The 15,125-nt window shown below is 39.7% G+C and carries 13 protein-coding genes and 2 tRNA genes; 1 reads left to right on the forward strand and 14 read right to left on the reverse strand.

The genetic code is table 11. The features are described 5' to 3' along the window. Nucleotides 1–30 precede the first annotated feature (30 nt). The 13 genes from yihA to CZ382_RS08780 all read right to left on the reverse strand — a co-directional run bounded on the left by yihA (nucleotide 31) and on the right by CZ382_RS08780 (nucleotide 12,619). A complete protein-coding gene (yihA, locus tag CZ382_RS08720) occupies nucleotides 31–612 on the reverse strand; it encodes a ribosome biogenesis GTP-binding protein YihA/YsxC (protein ID WP_088050789.1) in 582 nt (193 codons plus the stop codon). Further along, complete coding sequence (gene lon / locus CZ382_RS08725; RefSeq protein ID WP_088050790.1) at nucleotides 593–2,932, reverse strand: endopeptidase La; 2,340 nt, start codon at nucleotides 2,930–2,932, stop codon at nucleotides 593–595. The genes yihA and lon overlap by 20 nt, the downstream gene beginning before the upstream one ends. 352 nt (nucleotides 2,933–3,284) lie before the next feature. Beyond that, nucleotides 3,285–4,562, reverse strand: a complete 1,278-nt coding sequence (gene clpX / locus CZ382_RS08730) for an ATP-dependent protease ATP-binding subunit ClpX (RefSeq protein ID WP_088050791.1) — start codon at nucleotides 4,560–4,562, stop codon at nucleotides 3,285–3,287. A gap of 350 nt (nucleotides 4,563–4,912) precedes the next feature. After that, nucleotides 4,913–6,199, reverse strand: a complete 1,287-nt coding sequence (gene tig, locus CZ382_RS08735; RefSeq protein ID WP_088050792.1) for a trigger factor — start codon at nucleotides 6,197–6,199, stop codon at nucleotides 4,913–4,915. Between the two features lie 142 nt (nucleotides 6,200–6,341). Continuing rightward, nucleotides 6,342–7,319 carry a tetratricopeptide repeat protein gene (locus tag CZ382_RS08740; protein WP_088050793.1) on the reverse strand — a complete coding sequence of 326 codons (978 nt, stop codon included), beginning with the start codon at nucleotides 7,317–7,319 and terminating at the stop codon, nucleotides 6,342–6,344. A 132-nt stretch (nucleotides 7,320–7,451) separates the two neighbouring features. Continuing rightward, nucleotides 7,452–7,525: transfer RNA gene (locus CZ382_RS08745), tRNA-Arg, on the reverse strand. A gap of 13 nt (nucleotides 7,526–7,538) precedes the next feature. Beyond that, nucleotides 7,539–7,612, reverse strand: a tRNA-Gly gene (locus CZ382_RS08750). Nucleotides 7,613–7,966: 354 nt separating this feature from the next. After that, nucleotides 7,967–8,476, reverse strand: a complete 510-nt coding sequence (locus CZ382_RS08755; protein WP_088050794.1) for a metallophosphoesterase family protein — start codon at nucleotides 8,474–8,476, stop codon at nucleotides 7,967–7,969. Nucleotides 8,477–8,561: 85 nt separating this feature from the next. Further along, a complete protein-coding gene (locus CZ382_RS08760) occupies nucleotides 8,562–9,173 on the reverse strand; it encodes an XTP/dITP diphosphatase (RefSeq protein WP_088050795.1) in 612 nt (203 codons plus the stop codon). Then, complete coding sequence (rph, locus tag CZ382_RS08765) at nucleotides 9,170–9,943, reverse strand: ribonuclease PH (protein WP_088050796.1); 774 nt, start codon at nucleotides 9,941–9,943, stop codon at nucleotides 9,170–9,172. Before rph ends, CZ382_RS08760 begins: the two co-directional genes overlap by 4 nt. A gap of 138 nt (nucleotides 9,944–10,081) precedes the next feature. Further along, nucleotides 10,082–11,170 carry a GerMN domain-containing protein gene (locus CZ382_RS08770; protein WP_088050797.1) on the reverse strand — a complete coding sequence of 363 codons (1,089 nt, stop codon included), beginning with the start codon at nucleotides 11,168–11,170 and terminating at the stop codon, nucleotides 10,082–10,084. A gap of 158 nt (nucleotides 11,171–11,328) precedes the next feature. After that, nucleotides 11,329–12,144, reverse strand: coding sequence for a glutamate racemase (gene racE, locus CZ382_RS08775; protein ID WP_088051018.1), 816 nt, complete (start codon nucleotides 12,142–12,144; stop codon nucleotides 11,329–11,331). Nucleotides 12,145–12,166: 22 nt separating this feature from the next. After that, the gene (locus CZ382_RS08780; RefSeq protein WP_088050798.1) at nucleotides 12,167–12,619 is read right to left on the reverse strand and encodes a MarR family winged helix-turn-helix transcriptional regulator; all 453 of its coding nucleotides are present in this window, start codon (nucleotides 12,617–12,619) and stop codon (nucleotides 12,167–12,169) included. A 495-nt stretch (nucleotides 12,620–13,114) separates the two neighbouring features. Between CZ382_RS08780 and CZ382_RS08785 the strand changes: the two genes are divergently transcribed. Further along, the gene (locus tag CZ382_RS08785; RefSeq protein ID WP_010651078.1) at nucleotides 13,115–13,339 is read left to right on the forward strand and encodes a helix-turn-helix domain-containing protein; all 225 of its coding nucleotides are present in this window, start codon (nucleotides 13,115–13,117) and stop codon (nucleotides 13,337–13,339) included. A 317-nt stretch (nucleotides 13,340–13,656) separates the two neighbouring features. Here CZ382_RS08785 and ltrA read toward each other — a convergent pair whose 3' ends face one another. Next, complete coding sequence (ltrA, locus tag CZ382_RS08790; RefSeq protein WP_088049344.1) at nucleotides 13,657–14,955, reverse strand: group II intron reverse transcriptase/maturase; 1,299 nt, start codon at nucleotides 14,953–14,955, stop codon at nucleotides 13,657–13,659. Nucleotides 14,956–15,125: the final 170 nt, after the last annotated feature.

Genomic DNA, 15,125 nt, shown 5'->3' on the forward strand with positions numbered 1-15,125 from the left:
AGGAGGCTTTCCTCTTAATAGTGTTCAACATCATAGAAACGATTGCAAAACGCCCCATGCTTCCTCTTTTCCTTCTCCTGTTTCTGCAGAAAATGGCAGGACAAGATCATTAGATTCGATGTGAAGCGTCTGAATCGTCCGTTTCAGATGGTTTGCCCGTTTACTTTTCGGGATTTTATCAAGCTTTGTAGCAATAACGATTACAGGGAGCTCGAAGTACTTTAAAAACTCGTACATTTGTACATCATCCCTGGTTGGCTCATGCCGAAGATCGGTAATAAGCAGAACTGCCTTCAATGTATCCCGATATTGAAGATATTCTTCCATCATGCCGCCCCATTTTTCCCGTTCCTTTTTGGAAACTTTGGCATAACCATACCCGGGCACATCAACAAAATAAAACGCATTGTTAATTTTGTAAAAGTTTAACGTTTGTGTTTTTCCCGGTTTTGATGAAGTTCTGGCTAAATTTTTACGGTTGATTAGTTTGTTAATAAACGATGATTTCCCGACATTGGAACGACCAGCCAGAGCTATTTCAGGAAGTCGGTCGTTTGGATACTGTTTTTTACTTACCGCGCTAATGACAATCTCAGCGTTTGTTACCTTCATTATGTTTCTCCCCTACAAGTGCATGCTTTAATACCTGATCTAAGTGATTTACTGGAATAAATGTTAAATCCTCCCTGACACTTTCCGGAATATCGTCAATGTCCTTTTTGTTTTCTTCCGGGATTATGATCGTTGTAATTCCAGCCCGATGAGCGCTTAATGATTTTTCTTTTAACCCGCCAATCGGCAAGACACGGCCACGCAATGTTATTTCTCCAGTCATCGCTACTTCCCTTTTTACCGCCTTGCCTGACAATGCCGATACAAGTGCTGTTGCCATCGTAATCCCGGCAGATGGACCATCCTTAGGTGTTGCTCCTTCTGGCACATGGATATGAATATCATATTTTTCGTAAAAATCCGGATCAATATCAAGTTCTTCTGCTCTTGACCGAATATAACTGAAAGCTGCTTGGGCTGATTCCTGCATAACATCTCCCAACTTTCCGGTAAGTGTCAGCTTTCCTTTTCCTGGATAATGGGAAACCTCAATGGATAGTGTATCCCCACCTGCTGTTGTATAAGCAAGACCTGTAGCAGCACCAACCAAATCATTTGCTTCCATTTGCCCGTAACGAAATACCGGTTTGCCAAGCATATCCTCTATGTTCTTCACGGTGATAACAACCCGTTTTTTATTCTCGGAAATGATAACTTTAGCGGCCTTTCTGCATAATTTGGCAATTTGCCTTTCCAGTCCCCGTACACCGGCTTCACGCGTATACCGGCGGATTAATTTAAGGAGGGCCTCATCACGGATTTGCAGATTTCTTTTTTTTAGTCCGTTCTCTTTCAATTGTTTCGGCAATAAATGTTCCTTCGCAATATGCAGCTTTTCGATTTCGGTATAACCTGCAATTGAAATTAGTTCCATACGATCCAATAACGGACCGGGTATGTTATTAATATAATTTGCTGTCGCGATAAACAAAACATTTGATAAATCATATGTCTCTTCAATAAAATGATCGCTGAAATTACTGTTTTGTTCCGGATCAAGTACTTCAAGCATCGCGGAAGAAGGATCCCCGCGAAAATCATTCGACATTTTATCAATTTCATCCAAAAGAAATACCGGGTTAATGGTTCCGGCCTTTTTCATACCTTGAATAATTCTCCCCGGCATAGCACCAATATATGTCCTGCGATGTCCCCTTATTTCCGCCTCATCCCGGATACCCCCAAGTGATATCCGGACAAAATTACGATTAACCGATTTGGCAATAGACTTCGCCAATGATGTTTTCCCAACACCTGGTGGTCCAACAAGACATAGGATTGGTCCCTTAATGGATTGTGTCAGCTTTTGCACGGCCAAATATTCCAGAATCCGTTCCTTTACTTTATCTAGACCATAATGATCATTATCCAACACATGTTGTGCTTTGGCAATTTCAATTGTATCCTTTGTTTTGTTTGTCCATGGCAAAGCAAGCAGCCACTCCAAATAATTGCGGATAACAGAGCTTTCAGCAGAACTTTGCGGTACTTTTTCATACCGGTCCAATTCCTTTAATGCAACTTCGTTAATTCGCTCCGGCATATTAGCATTATCAATCTTCTCCCTTAATTCACTTACCTCACCTGTTTTTCCATCTTTTTCACCAAGTTCGTTTTGTATTGCTTTTAATTGTTCCCGTAAATAATACTCTTTTTGTGTCTTTTCCATCGATGTTTTTACACGCTGCCCAATTTTCTTTTCTAAATCAAGGACTTTTTTCTCGTTGGAAATCAGCTTTATTAAATGCTGCAAACGGCTTTTAACGTTTTCCATTTCCAGTAATTCCTGCTTGTCCTTCAGCTTTAAGGAAAGATGTGAGGCAATAATGTCAGCCAGCCGACCGGGTTCATCAATATCCGAGACAGTCGCAAACGTTTCTTTTGTTATCTTTCTTGAAACCTTTGTGTATTGTTCAAATTGCGCTAACAGCGACCGCATTAATGCTTCTTCTTCGGTCGTTTTTCCACTTATCTCTTCCAGCTTATTTATTTCAACTAAAAAATCATCTTCTTCCTCGACAAAACGGATTATTTCACCACGATATAATCCCTCAACCAGAACACGGATTGTTCCATTCGGAAGCTTCAGCATCTGATTTACTTTTGCCAGTGTTCCGACCCGATAAATATCGGCGGGATCCGGGTCATCGATACTTACCTTTTTCTGGGCAGCAAGAAAAATAGTCTGGTCACCCATCATTGCTTTTTCCAGCGCTGCAACCGATTTATCTCTGCCAACATCAAGGTGGAGCACCATTGATGGAAAAACCAGTAATCCACGTAACGGTAGGAGGGGGAGCTGTTTTGTTTCGTTTGTCATTAATATGTACCTCCATATTTTCTTAAATGTTCCTGCTATGTAATGCTTTTTATATCCTTAAATTTTATAGAAAACTTACCCATTTGTAAACGAATTACGATATTTGCTGTAATTTAGTATGGCCTTTCGTTTTACAATCATGCAAATCAAAGAGGAGGCTTTCCTGTGCTTTCGACACCACATTAATTGTTAAAAAGAGACCAGCAAAAAAGCTCCATACTCCCGCAAGTTCGTTTTCATCATAAAGGGGGATGGGCTTTTAAGCTAGTCTCAAATTAATTTCCCGTATCTCTATACAGGTGGAAAACACAGGGATGATGAACCCCGGTTGAATCAAAGTTCCCTTTATCCGTTATGCACTCTCTTTTGGGAATTTTTCATTCCCCTCTGTAACAGTCCCATCTCTGAATACAAGTTTAGGACTGGCATTTTCCTGTTCTACTGTATCTTTTGTGATGACACATTTTTCAATATCTTCGCGTGATGGTAATTCAAACTGAACATCAAGCATGATCGTTTCGATAATGGATCGTAAGCCACGTGCACCTGTTTTTCGTTCAATCGCATTTTTGGCAATTTCAACTAGTGCATCTTCCTCAAACTCCAGTTCAACGTTATCCATGCGGAACAGTTTTTCATATTGTTTAACTAGGGCATTTTTCGGTTTTGTCAAAATTTCTACTAATGCATCTTCATCTAATGGTTCCAATGCCCCGATAACCGGCAGTCTTCCGATAAACTCAGGAATGAGACCATAGCGCAATAGATCCTCAGGCAATACTTTGGACAATAATTGACCCATCTCCAAATCTTCTTGTTTCTCATTAGCTCCAAAGCCGATAACCTTTTTGCCGAGGCGCCGTTTGATAATTTGATCAATCCCGTCAAAAGCACCACCACAAATAAATAACACATTAGTTGTATCAATTTGGATAAACTCCTGATGTGGATGTTTACGGCCACCTTGAGGAGGCACACTTGCGACCGTGCCCTCAAGAATTTTCAGCAAAGCTTGTTGCACCCCTTCACCGGAAACATCACGGGTAATGGACGGGTTTTCGGATTTGCGGGCAACTTTATCTATTTCATCGATATAAATAATCCCCTTCTCCGCTTTCTCTACATCATAGTCAGCCGCCTGAATCAGCTTAAGTAAAATGTTTTCCACATCTTCACCAACATATCCAGCTTCGGTTAACGATGTAGCATCTGCAATAGCAAATGGTACATTAAGGATTCTCGCTAATGTTTGTGCGAGTAATGTTTTACCACTCCCTGTAGGACCAATCATCGCAATGTTACTTTTGGATAATTCAACATCATCCGCATTCTTTGGTGCATTAATACGTTTATAATGGTTGTAAACAGCGACTGACAAGTTCTTTTTTGCCTTTTCCTGCCCAATTACATAATCATCAAGAATTTCACAGATTTCTTTCGGCTTTGGCACTTCTTTAAACTCTGTTTCTTCTTCTGTACCAAGTTCCTCTTCGACTATTTCTGTACAAAGATCAATACATTCATCACATATATAAACACCAGGCCCAGCCACAAGCTTTCGAACTTGATCCTGACTCTTTCCACAAAATGAACATTTTAATTGCCCTTTTTCTTCGTTAAATTTAAACATTATATTTTCACCCCTAAAAAATTCACTTCACTTTACATCTATGATAGACATACTTTGTTTTCAACTTTCATGCCCATCATATCAAAACATAAATGGAAAACAAAACAATATCTCTTTTCATGTGTTTCCACCTTCATTTTAGCTTATTTTTTTATTATGGAGAAATTAATAAAAAAGTCAAATCATAACTATTAGCTCATGTATTTGAATGGCCATTATTAGTGTATGATCAAACCCACCTGAAAAATCGCTATTAAAGCAGAAAGTTACGTTAGCAAAACAAGGCGCGAACACATCGCACCTTGTTAGTCGTTACCATATTCGGTTATAAATAAACCCCAAACCCCAGATTATGCAGTTTTACTCTGCTCAACCAGAAAATCGATTGCTTTTCTAAATTTGAGATCTTCTTTGATAGCATCCGTATTTCCACCAAGCATTTGCTTAATCTGGTCAACGTCGCTGCCGTACATGGACGCCATGTTTTCCAGTTCTGCATCTGCATCCTCATCAGTTACTTCCAAATCCTCTTCATGGAAAATTGCTTCTAAAACAAGATTTGTTTTGACACGCTTTTCCGCATCCTCTTTCATTTGTTCGCGCAACGCTGCTTCATCCTGTCCAGAAAATTGAGAGTACATTTCCATTGTCATGCCTTGCATTTGCAGACGCTGCTCAAATTCTTTTACCATGCGATCCAATTCCGTCTCAACCATTGCAGATGGAATATCAACTTCCGCATTTTCCGATGCTTTTTCAACTAATGTTTCACGTTTTTGATTCTCAGCATCTTGTTTCTTTTGTGCTGCCAATTGTTCTTTTTTCTTTGCCTTTAGTTCATCCAGTGTTTCGACTTCTTCATCGACATCTTTGGCAAATTCATCATCAAGTTCTGGTAATTCTTTTGTTTTAATTTCATGGATTGTTACTTTAAATGTCGCATCCTTGCCAGCTAATTCCTCGGCATGATAATCTTCCGGGAAAGTTACCTTAATTTCGGTTTCCTCGCCGGACTCTTTACCGATCAGTTCATCCTCAAATCCCGGAATAAATTGTCCGGAACCGATTTCCAATGAATGATTTTCACCTTTTCCACCAGCAAATGCCTCACCATCAATAAAACCTTCAAAATCCATCACTACGGTGTCACCTTGCTCGACTTTTCCATCCTCTTTAACGATAAGCTCGGCATGGTGCTCCCTTTGATGCTCGATTTCATGGTCGACATCTTCGTCGGTAACTGTCGTATCCTGTTCTTCTACTTCAAGCCCCTTATATTCTCCGAGGGTTACTTCCGGTTTAACCGTTACGTTTGCAGTGAAAACAAGATCTTTCCCTTGTTCAATCTCTTCAATATCAATTGCCGGCTGATCAACAGGCTCAATACCCGTTTCTTCGACAGCTTTCATGTATGCATCCGGCAGCACAATGTCAACTGCATCCTGATACAAAGATTCTACACCAAAACGTTTTTCAAAGATTTTACGCGGTACCTTTCCTTTACGAAAACCAGGAATTTGTACCTTTTTTACTACTTTTTTAAACGCTTGATCCAATGCACGATCAAAATCATCTGAGCTGACGTTAAATGTCAGAACTCCTTCGTTACCTTCTTGTTTTTCCCATTTTGCTGTCATGCTATTCCCTCCAAAATCTATTAATTCCATTAAAATTAATTGTTCACAATCATTCATTTATCAGAATGCTGCACGATGTACTGCAAATTTACAACCATCTTATTATAACATAATTAACAGCCCTTTCAAGCATTTCCGGGCTTTACTCATCTATGACGGACAAATATAATGCTTCACACATTTTAATTTCTTTCTTATAATGTAAGACCTTTTCACTTTCCATTTCATTTTCAGCGGACAAATTTAAATACTCTTTTCCAACAGAAGTTAAAGCTTCAGCAATTGCCGTAACATCCTCACTTGGTGGCATGATTGGATAACGGACATATGCATATCGATAAAACACTTTTTCCAACAGCAGGTATAAGGTCGGATTTTCCTGTTCCAGATCACCAATTAATAGTTTTGTTTGTTTAACAACCCCATGTTCCGTTATTTTCGTTATTTTTGTTGGATCAGTGGTTAACCGTAAATCTAATTTATGTATAGCTACCTGTTCCGAAACATTCATCTCCTGCAGCCATTGAAAAATTGCTGTTTTTATAACTGGATGGATCAGCTCATTGTGTAAAAGCGGATCCGCAAATTTCAATGGCGGCTTGGCTTTAATCTTTCTTATTTTTTCTATCAAAAACCATTGCTTCGTATGATCCTCGGTTTCAACTGCTTTGAGTAATTCATTTATGTACTTTGTCGTCTTCTCTTCCTGCAGTTGGTCGTGCATGTTTCGGCTCATATTATACAACTGTTCAAACTGCTTCTTGTATGGACTCGGTATTTTTCCCGTTTGCAGTTCATAATCTACCTGTTCCATTAATAATTCGTATTGGCTTGTCTGGAATAGTAGCGTTAAATAAATATGTAGATATTGATAATAGTTCTGATCTTTATCAACAAGTAACGTTTCACACAAATCCTGTGCCTCGTCATGATAGCCCAATTCCATTAAGCATATTAGCTTCCCGATCATTATTTCATGATTATGAACGTGATAACTAATTAATTTGTTTAATTTCTTCAATGCTTCTTCGTACCGTTTTTCTTTGAGAGCTGCGAGACTCTCTTCTTCGAGTACTGTTTTCCATTTAGGAAAAAGAATAATATTATGATTATCCTTCATCTCTTAACTCCTTTCATTATTTACTATGGTAATCTGTCATAAGAAATACATACCCCCAATGTAAAATAATCAAACATGTATGTAAAAAAAGAAACCTATTTCATTCGGTATAGGTTTCTTATCAGAATCTAGCGTCCCAGGCAGGATTCGAACCTGCGACCCACAGCTTAGAAGGCTGTTGCTCTATCCAGCTGAGCTACTGGGACATGCACATATATATGGAGCGGGTGAAGGGAATCGAACCCTCATCATCAGCTTGGAAGGCTGAGGTTTTACCACTAAACTACACCCGCGAGAGCAAGTCGCCATTATGTAATTCGAATATGCATTTTTTAACAGACAACAATTATTATAGTCATTAGGAATTTTTTTGTCAATACCAGAATAAAAATTATTGTACAAAACCTGTTCTTGATGGATAAGGTCTGTACAACTTTTATCACTCAAACGGGCTGTAATACCCCCACCTCTATGTGTGAGTAAACCAAAAACTCAGAAGGTGGGGGATAAACAGCCGTAATGTCCGATTTTAGGAACAAAGACTAAAAACGCCACATCCTTATGTCATCGTCTTTGTGACACATCGTAGGGCCTCAACTAACATTAGGGAGAGGAGAAAGGGCCATCCCACTAAATGAAGTTTCACTTTATAATGATGTATCGTATGTAAGTTCGTCTACCTGCTCACCATTCATCGTATAGAAAAATACATGAACATCATCTTTCGTTTTCCAGTCCATAATTGCATAAGTGCTTTCCGGCCTGTTCCTTGGCAGACGGATACTGCCAGGATTAATAAACAATAGATCGCCAATCTTCTTCGCACCCGCAATGTGTGTATGGCCAAAGCAGACAACCTGGGCATTGTTCTCCTGTGCCCGATAGGATAAAGTCATCAGATTCGCCTTCACGTTGTATAGATGACCATGCGTAATAAAGAATTTTACCCCTTCCATTTCTGCCAGCTGCTCATCAGGGAATCGGGTATCAAAATCACAATTCCCGGCTACCTTGATAAATCCCTCAAGTTCGGCTGCATCCATATCCAGCTCAGCGTCGCCACAATGGAACATGTAGTCTGTCTGGTGCTTTTCTTTAATTTGGTCCAATTCAGCTGTTAAACCATGGCTATCACTTACAATTAATACTTTAGGCAATGGAATCCCCTCTTTTGATGTTTATTCATTCATTATATCAGCCGCAAAAGGGATCTCAAAAAATTAGACAACTTGACATGATAGTTTAATCTGCAAGCTGTTCCATTACATAAGGTAAATCTTTTTCCAATCGGGAAATGGCGTTTTTTCGATGGCTTATGTTATTCTTTTCAGCTGGAGCAAGTTCGGCCATTGTTTTCGTATAACCATCAGGAATAAAGACTGGATCATAACCAAAACCGTGTGTTCCTCGGGGCTGAACGACAATACTGCCTTCACAGAAACCCTTGTAATAAGTTGTTTCCTGCTCCGGTATAGCGATTGCGAGCACGCAGACAAAACGCGCATGTCGCTGTTCAGCCGGAATACCCTCCAGCTCGCCCAGCACTTTCATTATATTGGCCTCGTCACTTTTGGGTTCCCCTGCATATCGTGCGGAATAGACGCCTGGTCTTCCGTCCAATGCATCAATCATTAAACCGGAATCATCCGCTAAAACAGGTATTCTCATTCTGTTTGCGATTGTTTCAGCCTTTATCGCGGCATTTTCTTCAAAGGTTGTCCCTGTTTCTTCAATATCTGGTATCGTTTCGGATAAATCCAGTAAAGAAATGGTATTGATATGAAACTGCCCGAAAAAAACGTTGAATTCTTTTGCTTTTCCTTGGTTCTTTGTTGCAATGATCAGTTGATTCATCCTTTTTCCTCCACAGAATTTCTGGGAATTGTTTCTCCAATCCGGTTCACTAAATCACCAAGCGATTCTTTTTGCTTGTCAATTATAGTTACGATACCTTCATTGGCAAGCTGAAGCATTGTCTGTAGCTGATTTGCTGTAAAAGTTGCCTCTTCACCGGTTCCCTGAAGTTCAACAAATTCACCGGAACCTGTCATCACAATATTCATATCAACATGTGCTTTGGAATCTTCCTCATAGTTCAAATCCAATATCTCTGTTCCATTTGGCAGGACACCAACAGATGTGGCAGCTAAAAAGTCGGTAACTGGCATTTTCGATAATACCTTTTTTTCCAAAAGTTTCCCAAAAGCGTGTACAACCGCTACAAAAGCTCCAGTTATTGATGCTGTTCTTGTCCCGCCGTCAGCTTGAATGACATCACAATCTACCCAAACGGTACGCTCGCCTATTTTGTCCAAATCAACTACGGCTCGTAATGCTCGTCCGATCAAACGCTGAATTTCCATCGTTCTTCCGCTTACTTTCCCTTTGGACGATTCACGAATATTTCGCTGCTCGGTCGCACGCGGCAACATCGCATACTCAGCTGTTATCCATCCTTTTCCCTGTCCACGCATAAATGGAGGAACTCTATCTTCAATGCTGGCATTACAAATCACTTTGGTATCCCCAACTTGAATTAACACAGATCCTTCAGGGTGTTTAACAAAATTGGGGGTAATCGTAATGGGGCGTAAACTATTTGTTGAACGTTGATCATTTCTCATTCTAAATTCCTCCTTATGTCAAACCTAATCGTAACATATTTTTCGCTATTGCAACACGTTCATACATTGAGCTCTGTATAAATCATTCTAAAAAGTCCTTCAAACAAAAAGAGGGGCTGTACAATCCAGCCGCTCTGTTTATAATTTTTCCGTGTTCGTAACCATTTCCCTAGTTACCGGTTCTGTATATTCTTTCCCATTCTCATTGAACAATTTCTCCACATTTTCTACTTTGACGTTAACAGCTTTCACATCTTTTTGTTCTGTTAATGTTCGAACCAGCGTTTCCATTACATCGTCGGAAATTGTGGTTTTATCCGCGTCTTTTAATATCTCTTTATTGAAAACTAATTCCAGCACACCACTATTTAACGTTGGTTCCGCTGCTAACGCTACATCGGAATTAAAAACTTGTTTTGCATTAACATCATATCCCGGCCCATTGACTAGCGCTTGGATAATCGAGTCATAAACTTCTTCGCCGTCGGCTTTTATGTGCTGGGTAACTGGTACAAAATAGTTTGTGTCATTGTATTCGGTTGGATAATACATTGTCACTGCTTTGCTGTCAATCAGATCTACCGTATCTGTTTCAGTTAGATTAATCCCATTCGTCCTTGAATAGCCGTTCCCGATCGGAGTGCCATTAACCGGCATTTCATCTTGTGGATACCCATTTATTTGTAATTTTATTTTGTTGACACTATCAAATTGTGTTAGTGTGTATGTCATTGCCTGCAAGATTTTCAATTCTTTTTCTGCTTTGTAATTTTCAAATTCCTTTGAAACGTCCACGACCAGTGTACCATTATCTTCTAAATCAAGCCCTAAAACTTCTGTTCCAGCGGGGAGTACCGCCTGAAATCCATTTGGCAGAATATCCTGAACCGGTCCATCCTTTACTAAATATTGTAAAGCCTGGGCTGCTACTTCCATCGAGTCATCCTTTGGTATTTCTAATGTTTGCGGTGCTACCATTCCATTGGCATCAATTAAAAATAATTGCCGCTTCACCGTTTCCTCGGCCGTACCCTCTTCCTCATCAGTCTTCGCTTTTTCATTAGCAGCTTTATCCCCGGACTTTGAATTATCGAGGTTGTCTACCTCTTCCGCCCCCTGTGGTGGATCCATTTTGTCCTCTAACGATTGCTCCCCCTCAAAACACCCTGTCAATATAATGGAAATGCTCATGATCCCAGTCACAAGTAATATACCGCGCTTCTGCATGTTATTCCCTCCTACGATGGTTTGTACTACTATATATACGAGCCCATCATAAAATTAGACCAACCAATGCAGAAAAAAATATCAGGATGCTGTCATTCTGATCTAAGAGGATGTTTAAAAAATGAGCAAAAGACAAGTGGCGATTTATGAACACCTTATTAGCAAATGACTGCCTTTTCAATTGATACCGTTTGAAAATTGGCTGTAGAAGTCTTAAAAATCTCTTCGGTAATTTTACTAAATGTTGCCAGCTCGCCAGTCGCATAAAATTGATGGTTAGGTATCCGTTTTCCTTTATATAAAGCATTATGAAATTCGAGAATAGTACTCGTTTCGCGGGCAGTCTCTTCGCTTGAAGAAATCACGGTGACATGGCTGCCTATGACCTCTTGTATGGTATCTTTAATTAATGGATAATGGGTGCATCCCAGAATTAATGTGTCAAGATGATTTTTTTCTTTCATTGGCCTTAGGGTTTCTTCCACTACCTGTTTCGCCTCGTCCCCGGATAATATCCCCTGCTCCACCATTGGTACAAACATTGGACAGGCTTGGGCATTAACATGAATATCCGATCTGATATCTTTTAAAGCTTCAGGGTAGGCATTACTGCTGATCGTTCCCTCTGTTCCAATTACACCGATATGGCCATTATTCGTATTCTTTATTGCTGCCCGTGCTCCTGGCTGAATAACACCGATAACCGGAATCGTCAATTCTTCCTGTAGTTCTGTTAGCGTAAAGGCGGTAGCTGTGTTGCACGCCACAACAAGCATTTTTATCTTTTTTCGTAGTAGGTATTCCACCATTTCCCAGGTGAATTTCCTTACCTCTTCTTTTGACCGTGGTCCGTATGGGCATCTTAGTGTATCCCCAAGGTAAATCAAGTGCTCCTTTGGCAGTTGTCTAATAAGTTCATGTGCTACTGTCAGACCGCCAACCCCTGAATCAATGACCCCAATTGCTGAATCCAAAAAAATCGCCTCTTCTTTGCTGTTATTTATCATGAAAGCTCTTCATTTGCTTGTGAAGTAAAGACAATAATTCATTTAACGTACTTGTCTGCTCCAGTGAGAAGCTTTGCAATATCTCACCTAAATACTCCTGCCGTTTTGTTATTACTTCTTCAATAATACTTCGGCCTTTTTTTAATACATGGATGCGAACAACACGGCGATCGTTTACATCACGTACCCGTTCCACAAGTTTATTTTTTTCCATCCGATCGACCAAATCAGTAGTTGTACTGAATGCTAAACCATTTTTTTTGGAAAGCTCTCCGATCGTCAAATCACCTTCTTCAACTAACCACTGCAGTGCAATAAATTGTGGTGCGGTAATTGGATAATTTTCCAATATTTTACGTCCGTTTTGTTTGATTATTCCCGATATATAACGTAGTCTTTTTTCTAAATCGGCTATTGATTCTGCTGAGATTTCGTTTTCCAAGTGGGCAACCTCCCATGATATCCTCTATTCCCTCAGCTTATTTTAACACAGAATCAGTCGAGATATCTCACCTTTACTGTCAATCCTTGTCTGATTGTAACCTTTTTGTCACATTTTGCTCCTATATAGTTTCCTTTTCATAGTATATTCAGGTGTTTCTTTATTTGCCTTTGCGGTTTAGAAATGGTTTATTTCTGAACCGGCTGTCCGTAACCATATTTTTAAATGCTATGGTACTAATAGCGAACATAAAAATGACATTACAAAGTGAATCTCTGATAAATGTATTTTTTTGTAAATACAATACTAAAGTAAAATGGATATTTCATTTAAGCTTTATTGGTTATTGGCTGATCATTACTTTTGTATGCATTATTCAAATTGATCTCCTCTACTGATTTTGTACTCACCGATTTACTCTACTTTCATAAGCTATAGTGACTAAATAATTTCCCTTCGTTCTGCATCTCTATGACAGTAAGGAGGGGTTAACATTTGAAGGACAACGAGTATAAACCGAAGCAATTATTAACAAAAAGGGAAAAAGAAGTATTTGAACTCTTAGTACAAGACAAAACAACAAAAGAAATTGCCCAGGAATTGTTTATATCTGAGAAGACTGTCCGTAACCATATTTCAAATGCTATGCAAAAATTAGGAGTCAAGGGGCGATCACAAGCAGTAGTAGAGCTCCTTCGTATGGGGGAATTAAAGCTCTAACGAAAACCGACTTTCATTCCTTGAAAGTCGGTTTTCTGCTTTGTCAGACATTAACGGGCTGTAATACCTCACCACTGAGCGCGAGTAAAAAAACGTGAAGGCCGGGAATAAACAACCATAAATTCCTGATTTTAGGAAGTAGAGTAGAAAACAGGAGTTAGATATTGCCTTCTTGTCCTCGGGTTTCAGGGTTTTCCACCTTACTAAGCCAGACTTGAGGGCAATTCCTCTTCCTGTTCCCCCTCATCAAACCGTACATGAGGTTTTCCCTCATACGGCTTTCCGACGTTCTTCTTTCTTTGGCATTACGTACTTGTCTAACTCGCCAATTTCACTAATTTATATTTGGTCATTTCTATTACCTCGCCCATTTTACTGTGTTTGTGGCGTTTATTTCGTTTCCTGTTCCAAAATATTGTAAGTCGTTCAAGTACATACCAGTCGATACGATTAAGCCATTTCTTAGCTATCGGGGAAGTAAGATAGTAGTTCTTAAACCCTTGCAGCTTTCGATTCAGCCCTATTATGAGATCTTCTATGTCTAGGGACAATTTATTGTTCTTTCCCACATATTCCTTGATCTTCTCTCGCATTTTCTTCATTGCCTTTTTACTCGGTATGTGCGACATCACATGTATTTTGTAACCGCCTTTAATAAGAATAGGGAATTTTCTGTGATGAAGTCCCAAGAAGTCAAATCCATCTGTATTATCCCATATATTGACAAGCCTTGATTTCTCAGGACTAAGTGTAAGGTTCAGTTTCTTCATGATACCTCTTAATACCTGAATACTTTCCAACGCTTGTTGCTTCGTAGAGCACATAATAACAAAGTCGTCTGCATAGCGAACAATTTGCCCCAGGTGTGCAAACTTCTTATTCCAGAGTGAGTCCAATACATTTAGATAGATGTTCGATAATAGTGGCGAGATCACACCACCCTGCGGAACCCCGGTTACAGAATCACGAAAATGGCCATCTTCCATGATTCCTGCTCGCAACCATTTGCGAATGAGTTTTAGTACTCTTCTATCGCTAATTCTCATTTTCACTAGCCTCATCAGTTTATCTTGGTTGATGTTATCAAAATACCCTTTAATATCGGCATCTACCACCCAAGCAGACTTCTTACTGGCTTTCTTGATTTTCGCTATGGCTTGATGGGCATTGCGTTTTGGTCTGAATCCATACGAGCAATCTTGAAAATCTGTTTCGAATATGGGTTCTAGTACCAGTTTTGTTGCCATCTGTGCCACTCTGTCCTTAATGGTTGGGATTCCCAGTGGTCTTGTTTTCCCATTTCCTTTTGAAATATAGGTTCTTCTGACTGGATTTGGACGGAATTGATTTTCCTTTAGTTCAAGGTATAACTCATTTAAGAATTCCCTTTCCCCATAGTCATATACAATCTCATCGATTGTTTGCCTGTCGATTCCACCACTTCCATTCTTGGATTTGACTCTTTTCCATGCTTCCGCCAGTATATCAGGACGATAGATCTTATCATATAGTGCGTGAAATCGTCTCGTAGGACTTTCCTTGGCACAAAGATATAAAGTTGATCGGAGTCGTTGAGCTTTTCCATTGGTGTAGTTAGCCAGTTTTCCGGCATTCACTTACTCGTACCTCCTTTCAAACTTGTGAACGAAGTAGGGTATTGGCTTATGCCGTCCTTCCCTAGACAATGTTGTGTTGTCATCGTCATCATCGGTACTATGACCCCCTCCGACTCCCTCTCAGCCCTTCCACCACTTCACCATCGGCTTATAGGTTTCTGTTTTACTCC

Source organism: Virgibacillus dakarensis, assembly GCF_900155625.1.
Lineage (GTDB): Bacteria > Bacillota > Bacilli > Bacillales > Amphibacillaceae > Lentibacillus_C > Lentibacillus_C populi.

Bases quoted from the DNA above. Each gene is read 5' to 3' on its own strand.
- yihA (WP_088050789.1), bottom strand. From the start codon at position 612: ATGAAGGTAACAAACGCTGAGATTGTCATTAGCGCGGTAAGTAAAAAA.
- lon (WP_088050790.1), bottom strand. From the start codon at position 2,932: ATGACAAACGAAACAAAACAGCTCCCCCTCCTACCGTTACGTGGATTA.
- clpX (WP_088050791.1), bottom strand. From the start codon at position 4,562: ATGTTTAAATTTAACGAAGAAAAAGGGCAATTAAAATGTTCATTTTGT.
- tig (WP_088050792.1), bottom strand. From the start codon at position 6,199: ATGACAGCAAAATGGGAAAAACAAGAAGGTAACGAAGGAGTTCTGACA.
- CZ382_RS08740 (WP_088050793.1), bottom strand. From the start codon at position 7,319: ATGAAGGATAATCATAATATTATTCTTTTTCCTAAATGGAAAACAGTA.
- CZ382_RS08760 (WP_088050795.1), bottom strand. From the start codon at position 9,173: ATGAATCAACTGATCATTGCAACAAAGAACCAAGGAAAAGCAAAAGAA.
- rph (WP_088050796.1), bottom strand. From the start codon at position 9,943: ATGAGAAATGATCAACGTTCAACAAATAGTTTACGCCCCATTACGATT.
- CZ382_RS08770 (WP_088050797.1), bottom strand. From the start codon at position 11,170: ATGCAGAAGCGCGGTATATTACTTGTGACTGGGATCATGAGCATTTCC.